Origin of the sequence: Salirhabdus euzebyi (genome assembly GCF_014207435.1) — a bacterium.
GTDB lineage: Bacteria > Bacillota > Bacilli > Bacillales > Alkalibacillaceae > Salirhabdus > Salirhabdus euzebyi.
Map to the genome: position 1 here is coordinate 1 of NZ_JACHGH010000019.1, position 22,061 is coordinate 22,061.

Genomic DNA, 22,061 nt, shown 5'->3' on the forward strand with positions numbered 1-22,061 from the left:
AACAACAATCTTTTAAAAACAGATTTTATTATTGTTGTTGTAACGGATAAAAACGAGACTTCGCTCAGAACTTAGGGCTTAGGGGCTCTCCGGCACTTCCTTAGGAGAGGAGAGGAGAGGAAATGCGAAAACGATTTTGGGGTCTCCCCAAGAGAACTTTATATAATTTTCTCATTAGTTGCTTTTTGTGCGGCCTGGAATCGATCTTTCACATCCAATTTGTGATAAATATTAGATATATAGTTTTTAACGGTCCCTTCCGTTAAGAAAAGTTTTTCAGATATAAGTTTATTCGTTAATCCTTGAGATAGGCATTTTAACACTTGTTCCTCTCGCTCCGTTAATCCGAATTTGGCTTTTTTTATTTCGGTTTCCTTGTTTGATAACTGAATTTGGCTCACTAATATTTTTGCTAAACTCTGGGAAACTAATGTTCCGTCGTTATATATATGTTTGATTCCAGAAATCAGCTCATTTGGGTGTATAGCCTTTAATAAAAAACCCTCCGCACCAATAGACAAAGCTTCAGATACGTAATCGACTTCATGAAAAGTAGTGAGTATCATTACTTTGACGGCTGGCCATTTTTCTTTTATTTTCTTCGTAGCCTCAATGCCATTTAACACAGGCATTTGGATATCCATAAGTACTATGTCTGGTTGAATTTCTTCACAAAACGCAATTGCTTGCTGTCCATCCGGAGCTAATCCCACCACTTCTATTTCGTCATCTGTATTTAGAACAAATGCCAAACTCTCTCTAATTAATTCTTGATCATCCACGAGCAATAGCTTTATTTTTTTCATAGAATCCTCCTAGTGGGAGCGTACATATAATTGTAACTCCATCCTCTTTGTTTTCAATTCTTAGTTCTCCATTTAATTCCTCCACTCTATTTTTCATTGATGTTAATCCAAATCCAAAGTTAATCGTCTCTATTTTTTTCCCATCATTATAAACTTTGAGTTCAACCGATTCTTTTGTATATTGGACTGTGACCTTTATAAATCTTGCTCCACCATGTCGTTTGGCATTGGTTAAACATTCCTGGACAAACCGGACAAGTGATAACTTTCGTTGAAGATTCAGATCTACTTCACCACCCATTTTTTCAAAAAGAATTTTTGTATCGGTATGTTCTTCAAATTCTTTTAATAATGTTTCAAGCTGATTGGTGAGTGGCAAATCAGCTGTCGAGGAAGCAATTTGATGTATAGTCCTTCTGACCTCGTTAAGTCCCTCTCTAGAAATTTCTGCTAGGCGATTAACTTTTTGACCGGCAAGTTTAGGATCACTATTAATCATATAACTAATAGCATCTAGTCCTACTGTAATAGTTGTGAAATAGTGACCAATTGAATCATGGAGGTCTCTTGCCATACGGTTTCTTTCCTCAAGCAGAGTATACTTCTCCACTTGATGTGCGTACTGTTCTAAAGCATTATTTTGTGACTGGATCATTTCATATTGCTTCCTATTTTCTTGCACAAGATTTTTATACCGTTTTTGGGATTTTGTTATGAGATTGAAACCTAAACCAATTCCAAAGAATAAAAGAATATCAACGTATTGTAAAAAAAATGTGAATTGGCTCTCAATAGTCCAAAAGCGATTCGCAGGCAACAAAATAACAAAAATGGGAATAGTCCAGGGAGCTGTTTTTTTCGTCAATAAGTAACCAATCATTAAAACGGGCATGAGTATGATGGATGTACTTAAGTTGATATCTAGAATCACGTTTATATAGATGGAGAAAGTGCCCGAAACGAGCAACTCTGCTATGGCATACAAAGTTGGGTTCGTATAGTTAGGCCGCCAAAATAAAAGTGGAACGAAAAAACCAAGTGAAACGCACATAACGAACTCTAGATAAGAAAGCTCACCCAATTTTTCCATATACACATAGTAATAGGTTAAACCAGTGCCATACCATCCACATCTTACAGCAAAAATTAACCAATCTATCCACATCCAACTGTATTTCTTATTCACTATTAATCGCCACCAAATCTTCTTCTAATACTTCCTATATTACTAAATTCATCCATATTCGAATAGAGCCTTCAAAAAAGAAATGACCAATTTCACTAAAGTCATATGACTTTTTTTCTATATGATTGAATTAGACAAAGATAAGGAGAAGATAAAAATGAAAATAATTGGCGTTTGTTTGATAACGATACTGACCATTCTTATATCTGGTATTGGATTTATTTTCTATACAGAGGGAGCAGATGCTTTTTCTTTCAACACAGTAAAAATTCAGGAAAATCAACAAATCCAAGGCGATGACATACAAAATATATACATTTCCTCTGGATCAACAGATGTTGAATTAGTTAAACATTCAGGAAATGAAATTGACATCGAATTAGACGGAGAAGTTAGTGAAAAAATGAAGGACGCTTTTGACTTAAAGGTTTCAGAAACTAATCGAACATTAGAGGTTGAACTAGACAGACTAATGCGTCCATCTTTTACAGTTTTTGCTATTAACAAGGGCACTAAGTTAACGATTAAAATTCCTAGTAACATGTATCAAGACATCATTGTGGAATCATCATCCGGTGATATTTATGTAAATGGAATAACTTCTGATAAGGTAGATCTTCAAGCAAAATCCGGTGATATTACTATTAAAAATTCATTTGCTCAAACAGCTTTTTTAAAAGCTAATTCTGGGGATATAACTGGAAGCGATTTATTAACTGTAGATGCCAAAACAACTAGTGGTGATATTAGTCTTAGTACAAAAGAAAATTCCTTTACTTTACAATTTAAATCCAATTCGGGTGAGGGTGAGATTAACGTTCCAGGATTTTTATTTGAAAAGAAAGAAGAAGATCTAATCGTCGGTAAACTAGGTGATGGAGAATATAGTATGTCTATTAGAACGAACTCAGGGGATTTCTTGTTAAATTAAGAGTGAAAGTGTCTGCATAGGTTTTACGAAGCATCATGGTTAAACGGGGTATGTGTAAATCGCATACCCCGTTTATTCATTAGTCTATTAATTATGTATTTATTTTAATGAAATCTTAAGAAACTCTTCATAGTTTTACTCCCTATATTTTAAAAATTATCCTTTATAGTTTAGCTATAATTCGTTTTTAAATCGGGGGTGAGTAAAATGACAAAAACTACTACTAGAAATCCTCATTTGGATAATACGAGATTTATACTAGTAATCCTTGTTGTGTTCGGACATTTAATTAGTCCTATGAGACAAGATAGTGAAATTATTTATTGGATAAATAATCTATTAGCATCTTTCCGTATGCCTGCTTTAATTCTCTTAACAGGTTTTTTTGCTAAGAAATTCTATAAAGAAGGATATGTACTTAAAATCACAAAGCGGTTATTTGTTCCTTACTTAGTTTTTCAATTAATAGGAACTACTCTTTTTCGTGATGGACACTTTTCTTCCATAAATTGGTTTGAGCCATTGATGGGATTGTGGTTTCTATTAAGCTTGTATCAATGGAATTTGCTCTTATTTCTTTTTCATCGATTAAAATATCCTATTATTGTCTCCATCATCGTTGGGATCGGCATCGGCTGTATACATCAAGCAGGAACATATTTTAGTGTTTCTAGAACATTTGTATTTTTCCCCTTTTTCTTAATCGGATTTTATGCAGAAAAAGCACATTTTGAATGGTTTAGAAACAAAGTTGCCAAGGTAGTGTCGCTCGTAGGAATTGGGGTTTCTATCTTGATTTTAAGCCAATTTACATTACTGGAAGCAAGAAATATGTTATTAGGCAGGTACTCTTATTTGGATATGGGATTAACTACTATGGAAGGAATCTTTATAAGGTTCACCTTTTACGTACTTATGTTACTTGGCATCATAACTATTTTATCTTGGGTTCCTAAACAGTTCACATTTTATACAAAGTTAGGACAAAAAACAGCCTATATTTATTTACTCCACTTATTTATTTTAAAATATGTAAGGGTTTTTGAATGGTTGGAGGATCTTCACCTATTAAAAGCAGCTCTTTATTTCCTTTTAGCCTTTATTCTATCCTTACTACTATCTTCCAAACTAATTATTTTCATTATGAAACCTGTTGTAGAAGGTACAATTGTCGATTTCATTCAAACTCAATTTGATAAGGCAAAAGCTATGTGGCTTAGGAGAAGAATATTCGTTACACAATCAAAATCTGTTTCATAAAAAATTCCCCTTGGAGTAGTTACATTTACTAACCTTTTCAAGGGGAATTTTTATTGTTCTATAAAACATTTAGTTGCTTACGAATAATGTTTCCATATTGTTCTACTTCGTTTAAGACTCGGGCTCTTCCCTTCTCACTTTTCATCCAACTAGTTGGTGTAATTTTTCTATCATCTACTAAAGGGAGAACATCTATAATCTTCCCCTGCTTTGCATACAGGGAAGAAAGCAGATAAAATCTTCTACTAAAAAATGACTTACCCGCTAAAAGTATATTTTGGTTGGTTGACTCATTAATATATTGAAAAGCAGATTGAATCACACCTTCTACCCCATTAATGCTGTTAGGTGGGATTGCTTTAAGTTTTTCTTTTTCTACTCCTTCTCTCATTAGGAGGGGTCTATAATAATCATACTCACTACTATTAAGAAATGTATTAAAGACAGAAGGAATCATAATCAATTTGGCATCAAATTGATGGTAGTAATCTAGTAGTTGTTTATTCAATTCTGGAAAATGCCCTGGATGAAACAAAATAACATCTGGCTTTGCAAATAAATTTAATTTCTCCATAAATACGATACTGTTAATTTGTTGAATCGTTACTTCGTTCAAAATGATTTCCCTCACTATATGTATATTTATTAACGTTTGTCAACGAGGAGTAGGATGAAGGTTGCAAGAGGACCTAGAAGCAATGATAGCAAGAACCAATTAAGTCCCGTACGATTTTTACCTTGGGCTAATCCTGCATTAATAAGAGCAAGTGTACCCCATCCAACGACAAATTCATCGGGCATCTCACATCACCTCCGTAACCTTTTATTCATACGGAGGTACACTTCCTCCATATTGTTCCGCAGTTAAAACACCACTAGCCTACCTTATACGAATAAAACGGTGATCCCGTTTCCCATCAAGTTATACAGTAGACGTCCATATACGAACACTACCCTCCCATTAATCTAATTTATTAGCTCTGTTCCGTAAGATGAACAAAGCTAACAAAATAGCACTAATACCAGCAACTAGTTTTCCAACAATCATTGCAAAAACCATATCTTTTTCAATGCCAGCTACAAACCCTAGGTGACCACCAAAAACAAAAGCACCGCTAACTGCAAAGGCAACATTAATCACTTTTCCGCGATCATCCATGTCCTTTAATATTGTTAGCATAGGTATAGCATGTGCAAGAGAGGATACGAGTCCAGCTGTGGATGCCTCACTAATACCAAGGAACGACCCGATTTTCCCTAGCGGTTTTTTCAATACCTTTTGGATAAATAGTACCATTGGAAAAGCACCTGCTAGAAAAATAACAATCATTCCTACTACTTGGATTCCCTCTTGTAATGGTGCCAAATTTGGTATCACCACAAAACCAGTCATCGTCTCTACTATAATGGCTACTAAACCTACTATTGCAACGATTTCTATACATTTACCAAAAACAGAAAACCTTTTAATCATTTTACCAGGCTGCTTCCATAATCCTAAACCAATAAGAATAGAAAAGAATATAGCAGGTAATAAGTTTCTCATTATTGTTATGAAGTCTAAACCACCAACCAGACCACCAATTAAACTACCAATTGGTATTGTTATGAACCCTATTAAAATACCTTTTGCGAAGAGATGGTGATCTTCTTTACGAATGATTCCTAATGCTACGGGAATGGTAAATACAATGGTAGGACCCATCATTGTTCCGAGAAAGACCCAGGCAAACAACTCTGCCTCACTAGTTAAAGCCATCTCCTTTGCTAATGCATATCCACCCATATCAATTGCTAGGATCATGTTTGCAAAGGTAGCAGGATCTGCTCCAATAACACGGAAAAGAGGGGCTATCACAGGGGTTAATATCCCGGCTATAACTGGTGCAAAAGAAATAATACCGACCATTGCAATGGTTAATGTTCCCATCGCTCTAAATCCATCCGTAAAACGTTCCCCATACCCCCATTTATTCCCTAGTATTCTATCTATTGCACCTATACAAAGAAAAATTACGACTATTATGATGATGATGTCATTTATAATCATTATACTAACTCCATTTGTTATTTTTGTGAACACTTATGACATAAGACATTCCGTTATAATCATAGTACAAGATATAGTTTAATAATGTAAACTTCATTAGTCCCAAGAGCTTCTACTTAAAAGGGTTAGTCACATAAACCTAATACGACTATAAATAATTGTTTCTTTATTAGCTTAAATTGCGACGTTAACTTTAGCTATGAATGTTGAGTGCTATACCGCCGCTTCGGCAGAATACTTCGCTTTCCGCGGGTTCCCACTGAGCCTCCTCGACTTCGTCTGCAGGGTCTCACTTAGGTCACTGGTCCTGCAGGAGTCTACGTATTCTGCCTACGCTAAAAGTAATCTTCTGGTTTACGAGTAGTGATGATTATCATCATAAAATTGTTTTTTTAGGGGAAGTCTTTTCCTTGTACAGCCCACCATTCTAAGCAGCGGAAACATGCGAGACTCCTCGAAAATGAAACGCAATTTTCTTCGTGCAATGTAAAGCTGCCGAAGCGTTCCTTGTCCTATGGGAGAGCGAGAGTCTGAAGACCCCCGAGACGAGCGCTCTTTGCCGCGTGGAGGCTGAAGCCTTGCCCATAGAAAGCGATTATTTTTCCGCGGCGACGGACTTCCACTCATCTTGTAAAGGATGAGTGGAGATATAAGTTATGCCCCAGTTTCCATCAACTGTGCCACAAATTCCATAACTCTTTACGAAAAAAGACATATATTTTGATAAATACTCGGCTACATTCTATTAGAGCTGTCTTCTAATAACCATTTTTGAATCCACACTTCAATACGTTCGTAATCCTCATCTGTAAGTACATCGGCTAAATCTCTTTTCATTCTCAATCCAGCCCAAGCATTAAACAATGGAAGACCTTCAACCGTTTCTAGAGACTTTAAAAGGATATGTTCATAGCCTTTTCTCCATCCTTGTTCGAACTCCATTAGGACTTCCTCATGAAGATGTTTCGCACCCTCAAGTCCCAGAATAGCTTTTGTTCTAGAGACATCGAAGCGATAGTCTCCAAAAGTTGCGTTGGCCCAGTCAATAACTCCTACAATTTGCTTTCCATCCGTAAGTACATTAAGCGGATGATAATCTAAATGGAGTAATCGATGTGACATGCTTTCATGTGGAACTTTCTCTAACAATTGTGCCTCTTCTGGTGTATGTAATAACCATGACCGACTTTCTTTGTGAACGGAAGAAAAACTAACTTTATTAATAGATGCCTGAATCCTACCAAATTCAAAACCAAGTTCATTAGCCTTATTTGGATTTTCAATCAATTCTTGAAATACAGTTTTTCCATGACACCATTCCATCAGCATCACACTGTAGTCTTCTATAATGCGAACAGAATAAATCTTCGGAACAGGGATCCCATTTTCTAAGGCCATTTTTATTTTTTCCTCTTCCATTAAAAATTGCTCATGTAGAGGAGATGGCAATATCCGCAAAGCATAGACCACATCATTATGTATTAGTTTATATACCTGACTGTCTCTCCCACCGTGAACCTCCTCACAAACGGAACAAGATGAGAGGCCTAATGGGCGTAAGATATTTTTTATCATATTTTCACCTTCATTAATATTTATTTTCATAATACGAGAAAAACTTTGCTCCATCTAGAAGCAAAGCAGTTTCTCATTAATTATTTTTGCTGAACAAGACCAAATCCTAACCCCGTCGGGTCTACTAAATAAGCAAGGTAGAATGATTCAAACTCCATTTTTTCTCGTATTACCATCGCGCCATTATCCTTGGCACTTCGGATCGATTCATCAATACAATCAACTTCGATTTGAATTCTTGATCCATGCGGAAAATCTCCCGGTCCTTTTGCAATCCCACCATCAATACCTAATTGTTCCCCTTTACCAGTTTTCACTGGATAATAATCCCATTGTTGACTAGATACCTGCCAACCAAAAACCTTTGCATAAAATGCGGATGCCTTTTTTGGATCTTGGCTATTTAATTCAAAGCCTATTACACGTCCCATAGTTATACCTACTTTCCTGCATTTACTGAAGCTTTTCCAATGGTGCTAAGGGTAATCCTAAATATTCGGCTGCTTGGCTCATAAATTCTCTACAAAAATAGTAGCACTTCCACCTAGCAATTTTCCCTTCTTCCCACTCAATCGTATTAATATCAAACAGCAGGCTACTCTGTTCTGTCTCTTGGGTAAAAATAAGAGTTTCTTTTCCCCATAACAAATCAAAATGAACCATGATATTCTTCTGTCTATTGAGTTTGTTCGGATTAAGGGAGTATTTTGTAATTGTTTCTTTTCCATATTCTACACTATTCATTTCTACAAAACTGAACGAAGCATGGTCTAATAGCATATCTGCCAGTCCATTAAAATCCTGACGATTGTAAAGTTCCATAAATTTTTTAATAGATGAAGTTGGTATGATTCTTTTTCCATTCCTTTTATTCTCTATTGTTTTCGTTATTTGGTGCTTTTTTTTCCTTGCGCGAACAAGCAACCCATTCACAGCACCTTCCGTAGTCGATAATAAATCCGCAACTTCTCCTGCTGTAAACCGAAAGGATTCTATTAAAACAAAAACGACTACTTGTTTTGGAGTAAGGTTATGTAACAGAGATTCAATTGCCTCTGATATTTCTACTGAATCAATAATATCAGTAGTTAGATCTTGATCATTTAGCACTTCACTTTTAAATCGGCTCGTTCTTCTGCATTGGTCTAACCAATGGTTTGTCGCAACTCGAAACAAAAAAGATTTTGCCTTTAATGGCTGTTGTCTATGTGATAATGAAGATAGGGAAGCGAAGGATTTAAGGAGTGTATCTTGAAATAAATCTTCCGCATCCCAAGCCGATCCTGTTAACTTTAAACAATAATTCCACAATGCATTTCGAAATGGTTCAACTTCATACCAAAAACTGTCCCATGCATTTTTTGAGTGTTCCCCGATATATTGTAAATCTGTTTTCATACATTACCTCCTATAATTAATCTAATTATATAACGAATAAAGGAGTCGAAAATATACGGGGATTTTATATTTTTTTATTCCAAATTAAATTATTCTTTAAACGAAGGACTTAGCTCACTCCACACATCGAATTTGTTTCCATCTGCATCTGAAAAAACAAAATTCCTTCCAGCATGTCCTCTATTTTCTATATCTCCAATAGTGACTCCTTTTACCGATAATTCATTATGTAATGCTACTAGTTCTTCTATTCCATTTACTTCAAATGTAAGAGAAAACCGTTCTTTTCCATTAATATCTATGAAGTTAGCGGTCTCATTTTTTGGAGCTTTAACGAGAAAAAAGCTTTGGTTAGCAAGATTTACAATTGCTTTGTCCTCATCTATATAATTCAATTTTGCATCAAGTACACGCTCATACCATTTAGCAGCTTTCTCTATATCCTGAACAGGTAAGTATGTTGTCCCTACTCTAATTAGTTTTTCCTTCATAATCTATTCCCCTTTTTTAAGATAAATTTTAATTTCGTTTCCTAAAAGTAAAAATCCTTTTTTCTCTTTCTATTCAAAATAAAACGAGCTTGGGAAATGGTTTTCCACAAGCTCGTAACTATTTTTTAGAAAATTGCTTTTTAAACAACTTCTCCGTAAGCCCTGGAAATAATCGATAAAAACGGCTACCAAGTTCCATCCAGAGCGGCAAGTTGATTTCTCGCTTTGTTTTATATAAGTTACGAATTACCTTTTCGGCTACGTCCTTTGGATCGAGTAGAAGCCTTCCAAGGGCTTTCTCATAGTTCCCACCTGGATCTGCCGTTTGAAAAAAGTTTGTTCTTACTGGGCCTAAGTTAACAGCAGTAACATAAATACCTTCCGCCTCAACTTCCATTCGCAATCCATTTGTAAAACCTAATACTGCATGCTTCGTTGCAGCATATACAGCAGCTTTCGGTGTTGCCATTTTTGCGGCCTGAGAAGCAATATTGACAATATGCCCTTCACCATGGGCTAACATATGGGTTAAAAAGAAATGTGAGGATTGCATTAAAGCATGTACGTTAACCGAAAACATTTTTTCGATGTCTACTACATCCATGTCGGCAACGTTTTGAAATAATCCAAATCCCGCATTATTAAGTAGAACGTGAATCTGCTTATGATCTTGTACAATTTTTTCCATCGTTTTTTGCCATTGTTGTTTATTTCCGATATCACAAACGTAGTAATCACTAGTACGGTCAAACTGCTCCGTGATGTGAGCTACTATTTCTTCTAATTTTGAATGGGATCGTGCAACAAGGATGGGAATGGCTCCAGCTTTAGCAACTTCATAAGCTAGCTGTTGGCCAATTCCACTTGATGCACCTGTAATCACTATTCTTTTATTTACTAATCTATCCTTCATAGGCACCCTCATTTACTTTGGATGATAAACTAAATGACCATTCACCTTTTCAATCGACACTTTTTCTATTGATTCTAAATAGTCTAATTGCCCAACTGTTTCAGACATTGTTAAACCTAGCTGTCTTTCGTACTGTCTTGGAAATAATTTTTGACAAACTTCAAAAGGTGTAAGAGGCTTTTCCATTAAAAGTTTATGCACCTTTTCTGCTCTTGTTTCTTGTTTCACTAAACGTTCTTCAATTAAATGCTTTATTCCTCTAAAAATTGGTCCATGACCTGGATAAACTTGATCCACTTCATAACCGAGCATTTTTTTCATCGAATCTCGATATTCTAGCATTGGTTTCGGACGGTTTTCTCCCTCATTCATCGGTGGCTCCAATAGTGGATTAGAGGAAATATGAGATAAAATATGATCCCCTGAAAACAAGGAAAAGTCTTTTTTATTATAAAAAGAAAAGTGACTTTGGGCATGACCCTTCGTTTCTACTACACGCCAATCCTCATGTCCTGGTAATATATCTCCATCATTTAGGAACTTTGTTAACGCTCCTTTACCAGCGTATCGCATCGTACCTTTTACTTGCTTTGAAAAATTATGAAAGTTTTCTGGAACTGCAAAGTCAACGTATAATTGGTTGAAAAACTTCTTGTAATGATCCAAAAACGTTTCATCTTTCGTTAACCACAAATGAACTTGCTTCTCGCCATATATATTTTGCACACGCTCAAAGTGTTCCACCAATCCGATATGATCAGGGTGATGGTGCGTTAAGAAAATTTGCTCAAAATCTTTTGAGGACAAACCAATTTCCTTGAGTTGTACTTTTACTGCGTCCCAGGCTTCATCTGTATTAACACCTGCATCAATTAAACTAAGCGTTTCCCCTTTTAACACATATAAATGGACATCACCTACAGGATAAGGTGTTGGTACAGTTAATTGGTAAATTTTTTCTGTCTTTAACATCGTATATCCTCCAAACGGAAACTGAATGGGTATTCATTTTTCTATTTTACCCCTATTAGTTGTTTTTGTCATATAATTTGGAGAATATATACTATTTTTTCATGGAAAAAATGTGGTGAATCGTTTTTTCCAAAATTACAGGTAGTTTTTCAAAAGTATACGTAAGTTCTAAACGCTCTGTCCATTGGTGTGGGTCTTTACCTAGAGGTCCAATATTCAAAACTGGCATACTCACTTCATTCATGGCTTCGGTGTTCAATGTATAGCCCTTATTATGAATTGGCATGTTTTGTTCCAATAATGTTGTTTGCATATCTGCCGCTGGAGAACCTATATAGCTGAGATCAGAAAGTCCTGGGAAAAACTCTACAGCCTCTAATTTCATATCATAAGACTTCTCAATCTCCCGTTGTATTTCTTTCGTTACATCTTGTATAAGAGTATTTTCTTTGGAAGATACCGACGGATAAAATGGTGGGCTATAAAATAATACAATCATCGGTGCTAGATCTTTACACAAATAGGCTAAATCTTGAACGAGTAAAGTAGAAAAATCCCTATCTCCATGATCCCGATTATTTATTAATAAATTTTGACGTCTTAACACTTCTTGTTCTCCAAATCGTTTAATTGCTTCCTTAAATAAATCTTCATATAAAAGGATATTTACATGTACGTTAGATTCATATGATATACCGGCCTTTTCGGAGAAGTTTTTTGCTTTCGTCTTATAATGCGCTTCAATTTTTTGTTTAGCACGATAACAAGAATCGAGAAGCTTCTCGGTAATATCCCCTAAACTTTGCCTCATATATAAAATGTTGTACATGGATATACCTGCAATAGGTGTTTGAACAGAGTATTCTTCTTTCAAATCTCTACTCATTAGGCTAACTGGTGGAGGAGTTACTTCTTCGCCCACCTTTTCAACAAAAGACTCGTGTAGTTCTAGTTCTTGGTTAATATAACTGGTCATCACATTGGCATTCACTCCTGCGAATGGCTCACCAACGTGAGATTCCTTCCCATAACAATAGAAACCAGGTAATACTTTCCCTATTGAACCCATATACATATAAAAGTTTTCATCACCTGGATACCTACTAAACATTGGTTCACCATTTAAGCATGTCACGTAATTAAGTTCATATTTTTGCTTCCATTCTTGTAAAACTGGAAGAGATGCAAGCATTCCAGCAGAGTTCACTTCTTCGTCTGGAACGACAACAAGCATAATATTGCCAGGGAAATTTCCGTTCATTGCTTTTTCTAACAAGGATAGGTGCACAGTAAGTCCTGCTTTCATATCCATTGTTCCACGCCCAAATAACCAATTCCCTGTTAGCAGGTCATTTCTGGCATCTAACGGTAATATATCGGGATTTTTATGAAACTCCTTTGTAAGTTCCCTTGGGTGAAAAGCAAGGTTAATAAAAGAACCATAATCTTCTACATCCACGACGTCTATATGCGCTAAAAGCACGATGGTGTCCGAGACTGTTTCATCTTTTTTTACTAAAGCTGTTAAAAGCTGTCTACCATCATCTAACGGATGTAAATTTAAATGTTCTTCATTTTTTATGAAGTAATCCCGTTCTGATAATAAATGATAAAGATACTGGACAATAGCTATTTCATCATCTGATCCCGTAATACTTGGATATTCGGATAAAGTACAAAGTAAATTTTCTAATTGTTCTCTTGTTTTCCATTCTTGCATTTTGTAGCTCCTTTCATGGGATTGACTTTTTTCATAAAATCTACCACAATCAATTAGAGTTTAACAAAGGGGTGGAAAAATTGAAAACGAAAATATATGCACATCGAGGTGCTAGTCGTTACGCTCCAGAAAATACAATGCCTGCTTTTCAACTTGCCTATGAGATGAAAGCGGATGGTATTGAAACAGATGTTCAACTGACAAAAGATGGTGTTCCTGTCTTAATTCACGATGAGAATGTTAGAAGAACGACTAATGGTACTGGTTTTGTAGAAGATTATACATTAGAAGAAATTAAACAATTAGATGCCGGTAGTTGGTTTTCTTCCAAATATGCTGGGACATCAATCGTGACATTAGAAGAGCTACTTCAATGGGCGAAGCCTAAACAGCTGTTACTCAATATTGAGTTAAAAAATAATGTTATTGAATATAAGAAGTTAGAGCAAAAAGTGTATCAGTTACTCTTTACATATGATTTACTTGACCGAACAGTTATATCAAGTTTTAATCCAAAGAGTATTGAAAAGTTTAAGAAAATTGATCGTAACGTTAATATTGCCTTCTTAACGTCTACCAAAATTAGGCGGTTAGCAAATTTCACAAAATTATTAGGTGCCTCGGGTATTCACATAAAATATAGAATACTAAGTACACATTTAGTTGGTGAATGCCAAAAACATGGTCTTGATTTGCGAGTATATACAGTCAATCGTCCCGCACAAATCGTTCGCTGTTATAAGCTCGGTTGCACGGCAATATTCACCGATGTTCCTGATATTGCGGTAAAACTTTTGCTTCATAATCAAAGTGTCGAGAAAGTAACTCGCAAGTTCCCATTCCGAAGAAGGTAAGTTAGTTTGTAGCAAGTAAATAATGTGCTATTGTAAAAGGGTAATTGCAATCTGGGAGGGTATTTAAATTGACTACACAATTGTTTTCACCTTTTACCATTAAAAATGTTACATTAAAAAACAGAATAGTTATGTCTCCGATGTGCATGTATTCTGTTGATACAGAGGATGGTTTCGTAAAACCTTTTCATATAACTCACTATGAATCTAGAGCTGTCGGACAAGCAGGATTAATAATGGTAGAATCAACATCCGTTACTCCTGAAGGACGAATTTCTCCTAATGATCTTGGTATTTGGGATGAAAAGCATGTAGAAGGCTTACAAAAAATTAATCAGGCTGTCCATGTGCACGGGGCTAAGACAGCTATTCAATTAGGGCATGCTGGTAGAAAAGCCGCATTAAAAGAAGAAATCTTTTCACCATCAGCCATTGCTTTTAATGATAAATATCAAACTCCTACAGAAATGACTGAAGAAAAAATAAAAGAAACAATCCATGCTTTTCAACAAGGTGCTAGGCGAGCAAAAGAGGCTGGGTTTGATATTATTGAACTCCATGGTGCACATGGATATTTAATAAACCAGTTTTTATCCCCTTTAACAAATAAAAGAACCGACCATTATGGAGGCAGTACAGAAAATCGCTATCGCTTCTTATCAGAAACCATTGAGGCTGTGAAAGAAGTTTGGGATGGTGCACTTTTTGTCCGTATTTCTGCTAATGAATATGATGATAATGGGAATAAAATGGATGATATAATCTACTTTGCGTCTGAAATGAAAAGACAGGGCGTTGATTTAATAGACTGTAGCTCAGGTGGAGTTATTCCAATAGGTATAAACACATATCCTGGCTATCAAGTTACGTATGCAGAAAAAGTTAGACAACAGGCAAATATAGCTACTGGTGCTGTTGGCTTAATTACGAGCGGCTTACAAGCTGAAGAAATACTTCAAAATGAGCGAGCAGATCTTATTTTTATCGCAAGAGCATTTTTGCGTAACCCGTATTGGCCTAAACAGGCTGCCGATGAACTAGGAGTAGATATTGAAAGTCCTGTTCAATATACTAGAGGATGGAGATCATAGATCTTCATCTTTTTTATACAGTTGCGATCAGTTGGATGGAAGAAAATCACCTGTTTATGCAGCTAACGTTTTATAGGAGGAATTAAAATGGATTTATATTTTCTTGGAACAGGATCTGGTGTACCTTCCAAAAAAAGGAATGTTTCTTCCTTTGCTCTACAAATGCTGCAGGAACGAGGAACGGTGTGGCTTTTTGATTGTGGAGAGGCTACCCAGCACCAAATTTTACATACAAGTATTAAGCCTCGAAAGATAGAAAAAATTTTTATTACTCATTTACATGGGGATCATATTTTTGGCCTTCCAGGGCTATTAGGTAGCCGTTCTTTTCAGGGAGGAACTACACCATTAGAAATTTATGGTCCAAAAGGTATAGAAGAATATATCCATACTTCCTTACGTATTAGCTGTACCAACCTTACTTACCCCATTCATATAAAAGAAATAAGTGAAGGTATTGTTTTTGATGATAAGCAGTTGAAAGTGACGGCAAAGAGGTTGTACCATGGTATTCCCTCTTTTGGATACAAAATTGAGGAGAAAGATCAAATTGGTGAGTTATTACCTAATAAGCTAAGGGACAAAGGTATCATGCCTGGACCTATATATAAACAATTAAAAGACCAAGATTGCGTTACCCTAGCAGATGGGAAAGTATTGTTTCGTAAGGATTTCGTTGGTCCACCTAAAAAAGGAAAAGTACTCACTATATTTGGGGATACTCGCTACTCCGAAGAACTTATCCCTTTTGTGAATGGGACTGATTTATTAATACATGAAGCAACTTTTGCACCCGAGGAGGGAGCGATGGCACACGATTACTATCATTCAACGGCTGAGCAAGCAGCAATACTTGCTTCCAAAGCCAATGTTAATAAGCTAATATTAAATCATATCTCTTCACGCTACCAAGAAGAGGATATGCCTAAAATACACGATAAAGTAAAAGAAATTTTCCCAAACACAATCATTGTAAATGACTTTGATCAAATAAAGATTTAAATAAGGGGTGAAGAGAATGGATATAAGCAATTTAGTAAGTAGACAAAAAAAGATGTTTCAAGAGAGTAAAACGTTAACCCATACCTTTCGCTTACATCAGTTAAAAAAGCTACAAAAAATAATAGAACGTTATGAAAAGGACATTTTTGCAGCACTAAAAAAAGACTTAAATAAATCAGAATATGAAAGTTTTGCAACGGAAATTGCATACATTAACGCTGAGCTTGCTGATACGATAAGGAATTTAGCAGAGTGGATGAAGCCCCAAAAGGTGAAAACCCCTTTTTCTCATAAAGGGTCGAAAAACTATATTTATAGTGATCCTTATGGTGTAACACTCATTATAGGGCCATGGAATTATCCATATCAATTAATTATGGCTCCACTCATCGGTGCTATTGCAGCTGGTAACTGTGCCATTATCAAACCATCTGAATTTACTCCTACTGTTTCTCGGTTAATTGCTACTATGATAAAAGAAACATTTGATGAGAACTATATTACGGTTGTAGAAGGAGACAAAGAGGTAAGCACAGAGCTCCTTGCCCAGCCTTTTGACTATATTTTCTTTACTGGTAGTGTTCCAGTTGGAAAAATCGTCATGGAAGCCGCTAGCAAACACTTAACTCCTGTCACATTAGAGTTAGGCGGGAAAAGTCCATGTATAGTAGATAAAGATGCTAAACTAGATATAGCTGCTAGACGTATCGCTTGGGGAAAATATACGAATGCAGGTCAAACTTGCATTGCCCCCGACTACGTGTACGTTCACGAAGATATTAAAGAACTCTTTATTGAAAAGCTACAGCATGCAATTGAAACTTTGTACGGGGAAAATGCACTAGAAAACAAGGAATATACGAAAATAGTAAATGCAAATCATTTTGACCGCTTAACAGCCTATTTACAGGATGGTACGATACGAATTGGTGGTCAAGTAGATAAGGACAAACTAACCATTAGTCCTACTGTTATGGATTGTTTAGACTGGGATACACCCGTTATGCAGGACGAGATTTTCGGTCCGATTTTGCCAGTGTTTACCTTTACAAATTTAAAAGAAGTGCAGGCTGCGGTACGTAAAGCACCTAAACCTTTAGCACTCTACTATTTTTCTGAGAATAGTCAAAATCAAGAATGGATTATAAAAAATATAACCTACGGTGGAGGATGCATCAATGATACAATGATGCATTTTGCTAATCCGCACTTACCATTTGGTGGAGTTGGAAGTAGTGGAATAGGTGGTTACCATGGGAAATATTCCTTTGATACTTTTTCCCACAAAAAAAGTGTTACAAAGCAAACAACTTCTTTCGATTTGTCTTTCCGCTATCCTGGATCAAAAATGGGATTAAAAATATTGAAAAAAGTGTTAAAGAAGAAGTAGTTTAGTAACGATACAGGTGGACGTTCCCTGTATCGCTTTTTTTATGTCATAAAATTAGTATACTATCGTTTACAAAAATTCTATAGCTAACAAACTATTTCCCGTTTATAATCAAGAAGATTAAACGATTAGGAGCAAAAATAAAATGGAAATTGAAACGAACAGACTAACACTAAAAGCGGTAACACCAGAAATTGTAGATATTTTTTCAGGTAATTATGAACTTGGGGACCACATTTCTTTCTATTTAAGCCAATTACAAAATGACCCTTCCATGCTTGGCTGGGGAGTGTGGTTTGTTGTGGATAAAGAAAGTAATACCGTCATTGGGGATATTGGCTTCAAAGGAAAGCCTAATGATCATCATACTGTTGACATTGGATATGGTGTTCATCCGACGTATCAAGGGAAGGGAATTGCAACTGAAGCTGTTCGAGGTCTTATCGATTGGGCTTTCCAACAAAACGTGGAAATAGTCACAGCGGACTGCCTGCAAGATAACATACCATCAATAAAAGTGTTAGAAAAGATAGGTATGACTAAAACAAAAACACATGACGATATGTTTTATTGGGAGATAAAAAAGATTCCCACTACGTAATAATTTTATTTTACAAGAAGAAGAAAGCAAAAATTGGCAGGCATTTATCGGTTCAACACCGGTTTCAGACCTGCCAATTATTTTCTTTTATAAGTTGTTTTTTATCCAATTTGCCCAATTCATTGTACGGAATATTCTCCACAAATTTAATTTCTTTTGGTACTTGGAATCTGGCAACTCTTAGACGTATCCATTCAAGTAGTGCTTCTTCTGTAAGATTAACATCTTTTATTGGAAGTACAAATGCTTTCAACCTTTGTCCAAATTGTTCATCATTAACTCCTATAACCACAACATCCTCAATTAAGGAGTGGTTAATTAACACTTGTTCCACTTCAATTGGATAAACATTTTCACCACCTGAAATGACCATATCATCTGTTCGTCCACTTAAAAAATAATAACCATTATCGTCTTTGTAACCTAAATCACCAGTTTTGATCCATGGATTGTTTTTATTACTTATTGACCATTTATTTTGAATACATAACTGTCCTATCTTTCTATCATCAACCTCATTCATGTTCTCATCTAGTACCTTCAACTTCACACCATTTATTTTTCTGCCCACTGTAGATGAGGAATACAACAAATCTTGTGGTGTTGCGATGAAATTCAAGCCAGCCTCTGAAGTGCCATATAGATTGTACAGGACTTCTCCCAATTCATGAAAAGTCTCCTCCACAAGTTTTGACCTAAGCTTTGCACCACCTGAAGCAATACAAGCAATAGATTTTAAAGCTTCCGTATCCTCTCTTAATATCTTTTGTAGCATTGATGGAACGACGGTGATAACTTCAATTTCATGGTCACGTATTAGCCTACATGCTTTATTAGCATCGAACCTTTTAGTGATTACTGATTTTTTACCTAAAGTAAGGAATAAAAGGATAACGGCAATCCCATAACCGTGATAGATAGGAGTAGCTATATAGACAGTCTGATAATGTAATATCTTTAATCGCTTGATAAATGTCATGAATGGACTTAAATAGTTAAATAATGAGGGCTTATGTGAAGCATCCTTCGAAATACCTGTGGAACCGCTTGTTTGTAGAATAATTTTCCCTGAAGAAATCCTTGGTAAGGACTTATTTTCAAGGTCACCTCTATTCAAAAAGTTGTTTATAGCTGGTAAAGAATGATGATAACTGAATACTTTTTCTTTAGAATAATGAGATTGTTCAATTAAAGCACTTAATTCAATGTCATATATGAACAAATCAAAATCATGACGAGTTATCATTTCATTTAACTGCTCACTGCTAATTTCCGTATTTAATAGATAAACATCCGCTCCCAATCTAGAAACAGCAAAAATAGATTTTACAAGAGAAGCGTGGTTTCTACACAAAAAACCAACTTTCTGTCCGCCATGAAGATGAACCTCTTCTTTTAGACAACAGGAAAGCTGATTCGATTGTGCTAAAAGTTGTTGAAAACTAATTGTTTCATCATCATCAACTAACGCAAGTTGTTTTGCAAACTTCTTTTCTGCAAAATGTAATAGAGTCATTAAATTAAATCCACACTTATATATAGCAACCATTAACCGATACAATCCTAATGGAGATAGTAATTTAATTTTATATAAAACATATATCAGCTTTATTATTCTCATTACTTTTCTCCTTTTGAACGCTTATTGGATAAATCCCAGAACGCATGTAAAAAAACAGATGCTAATTGGCCAAATAGTAACCACCATGGTTGATACTTCTTTTTTTGTGTATACATAGATTTACAAATGATTTTAGCAACATGACTTGGTAACATGGCTGGCATATTGCGATAAGAAGTGGTTGGTTGAATCATAGGAGTTCTTACTAAAGGTAAATAAATGGTTGTTGTTGATATCCCTTCAGCTCTTAGCTCAGATGAAACAGACCTAAGCCAGACATCAAAAGCAGATTTGGATGCCTGATAAGATGCGAAATATGGAACAGGTGCTAACAGAGCATTTACTGTCGATATATTAATTATGTGTCCATGACTTTTTTTAAGAAGAGGAATAATAGATAATAGTAATTTTACTGGTGCAAAATAATTAATTGCCATCGTTCGTGTAAAATCATGATATCGATCTAAAGATTCATAGATGGAACGCTTAATAGATAAACCTGCATTACTAACTACGATATCTATACCATCTGGTAGCCCATGAAGAAATGAGAGGAAATCTTCCATCTCTTCCTCATTTCTAAGGTCAGCTTGAAAAATACTTACGGTTGCAGCTCTCGTTTGCAATTCATTTTTGATCTTGGAAAGTTCTTCACCTCTTCTGGCAACCAAAATTAAATGGCAACTTATGTTTGCTAACTGAAAGGCTAATTGCTTCCCAATTCCCGAACTCGCACCAGTTATTAGTACAGATTTTCCAACGATGTACTCCTCTAACTTCTTATTATTTAAGTAAGTCGGTAAAAACAAACAGGACTCTATAAAACGATAACTTTGCATATTTACACCTATTTTTCTTTGAAATGACAATCATACTTTCTATGTTATGTAACTACATACATATCAACCTATAACCCTGATGGGATCATGTATTTTATTTCTTTTTCTTCGTTTTATAATCATCCAAAAAGTCCTTCTGAAAACTCGTTGATACCGAAGATTTATTTTCATAAGATTTATTTTTCTTAAAAATATTTTTGCCATATTTATCACTTAATTGACTGACCACATCGTAAAGTTTTTCATTTTTCGCTTCGTTTTCATACGTAAATAAGTCTAACTGCTTTGTCATTTCTTCTTTTTCTGTTAAATGCTGCGCGGTAACTCCTAATAGACGAATTGGTTTACCGTTCCAGTTGGCAAAAAACAAAGTTGAAGCTATATGAAAGATATCCTCACTTAATTCCACATAGTCATGTAACTGGTTACTTCTTGTAATTGTTTTTCGGTCATGATAACGAATCATAACCTGTATATTTTCTGAAACAACAGACTTTCTTTTCATTCTCTCTGCTACTTTTTCAGACAAGGAATGTAATAGTGCCTCTATTTCCCTTTCATCAGTCGTATCATAAGGTAATGTCTGTGAGTTCCCAATACTTTTAAAATCACTTACGGCTTCAGGATCTACAGGTCTTGGATCATAGCCATTTGCGCGATTTTGTAGACGTTCTCCGTTAATCCCAAGTAAATGCTTTAAATGATAGGAATCCGCTTTGGCCAAATCTCCAATTGTGTTTATATCAATCTTCCTTAATTTGTCCGCTGTTTTCTCTCCAACTCCATACATTTCATTAATCGGCATTGGCCATAATTTAGTAGGTAATTCCCTTTTTCTTAGAACTGTAATTCCCATTGGTTTTTTCATATCAGATGCCATTTTGGCTAAAAATTTATTCGGTGCAATTCCTATACTACACGGAAGATCAAGCTCATTTTTAATCTTTTGCTGAATCATTTCAGCAATTTCAACAGGGGTACCTAATTCTGCGCACTCTGTAATGTCCATATATCCTTCATCAATAGAGACCGGTTGTACAAAAGGGGTTATTTCGGCTAAAATTTGAAACATTTGACTAGAAGCTTCCCGGTATCGATCAAAATTAGGTGTTAGAACCCTTAATCCTGGACACAATTCTTTTGCTTGCCAAAGAGGCATCGTTGTCTTAACTCCCTTTGCCCTTGCTTCATAGCTACTTGTAATGATAATCCCTTTTCGTTGTTCCGGATTACCAGCAATAGCTAAGGGCTTCCCCTTTAAATCAGGATTATAGGCAGCTTCGACCGATGCATAAAAACTATTCATATCGACATGAAAAATGACTCTTCCATTTGTAGGGAATCGCTTCGACATATTTAAC

22 protein-coding genes are annotated in these 22,061 nt (G+C 35.6%); 7 read left to right on the forward strand and 15 right to left on the reverse strand.

Going from position 1 to position 22,061, the window contains the following annotated elements:
* Positions 1–158 precede the first annotated feature (158 nt).
* Positions 159–806 (reverse strand): response regulator transcription factor, encoded by a 648-nt coding sequence (locus HNQ94_RS18855; protein ID WP_174497915.1) that lies wholly within the window; start codon positions 804–806, stop codon positions 159–161.
* A complete protein-coding gene (locus tag HNQ94_RS19770) occupies positions 775–1,992 on the reverse strand; it encodes a sensor histidine kinase (protein WP_174497914.1) in 1,218 nt (405 codons plus the stop codon). Before HNQ94_RS19770 ends, HNQ94_RS18855 begins: the two co-directional genes overlap by 32 nt.
* A 157-nt stretch (positions 1,993–2,149) precedes the next feature.
* Between HNQ94_RS19770 and HNQ94_RS18865 the strand changes: the two genes are divergently transcribed.
* Together HNQ94_RS18865 and HNQ94_RS18870 are read left to right on the forward strand one after the other, a co-directional pair.
* Entirely contained in the window at positions 2,150–2,923 is a 774-nt protein-coding gene (locus HNQ94_RS18865; RefSeq protein ID WP_174497913.1) for a DUF4097 family beta strand repeat-containing protein, read from the forward strand.
* 207 nt (positions 2,924–3,130) lie between these two features.
* Positions 3,131–4,183 carry an acyltransferase family protein gene (locus HNQ94_RS18870; RefSeq protein WP_174497912.1) on the forward strand — a complete coding sequence of 351 codons (1,053 nt, stop codon included), beginning with the start codon at positions 3,131–3,133 and terminating at the stop codon, positions 4,181–4,183.
* Between the two features lie 58 nt (positions 4,184–4,241).
* Here HNQ94_RS18870 and HNQ94_RS18875 read toward each other — a convergent pair whose 3' ends face one another.
* The 10 genes from HNQ94_RS18875 to HNQ94_RS18920 form a co-directional block, all read right to left on the reverse strand.
* On the reverse strand, positions 4,242–4,799 hold the full coding sequence (locus HNQ94_RS18875) for a hypothetical protein (RefSeq protein ID WP_174497911.1): 558 nt from the start codon (positions 4,797–4,799) through the stop codon (positions 4,242–4,244).
* Between the two features lie 29 nt (positions 4,800–4,828).
* Positions 4,829–4,984, reverse strand: coding sequence for a hypothetical protein (locus tag HNQ94_RS18880; protein WP_174497910.1), 156 nt, complete (start codon positions 4,982–4,984; stop codon positions 4,829–4,831).
* Between the two features lie 160 nt (positions 4,985–5,144).
* On the reverse strand, positions 5,145–6,233 hold the full coding sequence (gene eutH / locus HNQ94_RS18885; protein ID WP_174497909.1) for an ethanolamine utilization protein EutH: 1,089 nt from the start codon (positions 6,231–6,233) through the stop codon (positions 5,145–5,147).
* A 735-nt stretch (positions 6,234–6,968) separates the two neighbouring features.
* Positions 6,969–7,808, reverse strand: coding sequence for a phosphotransferase family protein (locus HNQ94_RS18890; protein ID WP_174497908.1), 840 nt, complete (start codon positions 7,806–7,808; stop codon positions 6,969–6,971).
* Positions 7,809–7,888: 80 nt separating this feature from the next.
* Positions 7,889–8,239, reverse strand: a complete 351-nt coding sequence (locus HNQ94_RS18895) for a VOC family protein (protein WP_174497907.1) — start codon at positions 8,237–8,239, stop codon at positions 7,889–7,891.
* A 22-nt stretch (positions 8,240–8,261) separates the two neighbouring features.
* Positions 8,262–9,206 (reverse strand): RNA polymerase sigma factor, encoded by a 945-nt coding sequence (locus tag HNQ94_RS18900; protein ID WP_174497906.1) that lies wholly within the window; start codon positions 9,204–9,206, stop codon positions 8,262–8,264.
* An 89-nt stretch (positions 9,207–9,295) separates the two neighbouring features.
* Positions 9,296–9,697, reverse strand: a complete 402-nt coding sequence (locus HNQ94_RS18905; protein WP_174497905.1) for a VOC family protein — start codon at positions 9,695–9,697, stop codon at positions 9,296–9,298.
* Positions 9,698–9,815: 118 nt separating this feature from the next.
* Positions 9,816–10,610, reverse strand: coding sequence for an SDR family NAD(P)-dependent oxidoreductase (locus HNQ94_RS18910; protein WP_174497904.1), 795 nt, complete (start codon positions 10,608–10,610; stop codon positions 9,816–9,818).
* A gap of 12 nt (positions 10,611–10,622) precedes the next feature.
* Positions 10,623–11,582 (reverse strand): MBL fold metallo-hydrolase, encoded by a 960-nt coding sequence (locus HNQ94_RS18915; RefSeq protein ID WP_174497903.1) that lies wholly within the window; start codon positions 11,580–11,582, stop codon positions 10,623–10,625.
* 91 nt (positions 11,583–11,673) lie between these two features.
* Entirely contained in the window at positions 11,674–13,302 is a 1,629-nt protein-coding gene (locus HNQ94_RS18920; protein ID WP_174497902.1) for a M20/M25/M40 family metallo-hydrolase, read from the reverse strand.
* Positions 13,303–13,382: 80 nt separating this feature from the next.
* On the opposite strand from HNQ94_RS18920, the gene HNQ94_RS18925 reads away from it, so the two are divergent.
* From HNQ94_RS18925 to HNQ94_RS18945, 5 genes are all read left to right on the forward strand, one after another.
* Complete coding sequence (locus tag HNQ94_RS18925; RefSeq protein WP_174497901.1) at positions 13,383–14,156, forward strand: glycerophosphodiester phosphodiesterase; 774 nt, start codon at positions 13,383–13,385, stop codon at positions 14,154–14,156.
* A gap of 68 nt (positions 14,157–14,224) precedes the next feature.
* Positions 14,225–15,247 carry an NADPH dehydrogenase NamA gene (gene namA, locus HNQ94_RS18930; protein ID WP_174497900.1) on the forward strand — a complete coding sequence of 341 codons (1,023 nt, stop codon included), beginning with the start codon at positions 14,225–14,227 and terminating at the stop codon, positions 15,245–15,247.
* A gap of 87 nt (positions 15,248–15,334) precedes the next feature.
* The gene (gene rnz / locus HNQ94_RS18935) at positions 15,335–16,249 is read left to right on the forward strand and encodes a ribonuclease Z (RefSeq protein WP_174497899.1); all 915 of its coding nucleotides are present in this window, start codon (positions 15,335–15,337) and stop codon (positions 16,247–16,249) included.
* 16 nt (positions 16,250–16,265) lie between these two features.
* Positions 16,266–17,639 carry an aldehyde dehydrogenase gene (locus tag HNQ94_RS18940; protein ID WP_174497898.1) on the forward strand — a complete coding sequence of 458 codons (1,374 nt, stop codon included), beginning with the start codon at positions 16,266–16,268 and terminating at the stop codon, positions 17,637–17,639.
* 145 nt (positions 17,640–17,784) lie between these two features.
* On the forward strand, positions 17,785–18,240 hold the full coding sequence (locus HNQ94_RS18945; protein WP_174497897.1) for a GNAT family N-acetyltransferase: 456 nt from the start codon (positions 17,785–17,787) through the stop codon (positions 18,238–18,240).
* A gap of 64 nt (positions 18,241–18,304) precedes the next feature.
* Here the strand turns inward: HNQ94_RS18945 and HNQ94_RS18950 are convergent, their stop codons facing one another.
* The 3 genes from HNQ94_RS18950 to HNQ94_RS18960 all read right to left on the reverse strand — a co-directional run bounded on the left by HNQ94_RS18950 (position 18,305) and on the right by HNQ94_RS18960 (position 22,054).
* A complete protein-coding gene (locus HNQ94_RS18950; RefSeq protein WP_217423897.1) occupies positions 18,305–19,861 on the reverse strand; it encodes an AMP-binding protein in 1,557 nt (518 codons plus the stop codon).
* Complete coding sequence (locus tag HNQ94_RS18955; RefSeq protein WP_174497896.1) at positions 19,861–20,700, reverse strand: SDR family NAD(P)-dependent oxidoreductase; 840 nt, start codon at positions 20,698–20,700, stop codon at positions 19,861–19,863. Before HNQ94_RS18955 ends, HNQ94_RS18950 begins: the two co-directional genes overlap by 1 nt.
* Positions 20,701–20,794: 94 nt before the next feature.
* The gene (locus tag HNQ94_RS18960) at positions 20,795–22,054 is read right to left on the reverse strand and encodes a DNA polymerase IV (RefSeq protein WP_174497895.1); all 1,260 of its coding nucleotides are present in this window, start codon (positions 22,052–22,054) and stop codon (positions 20,795–20,797) included.
* Positions 22,055–22,061: the final 7 nt, after the last annotated feature.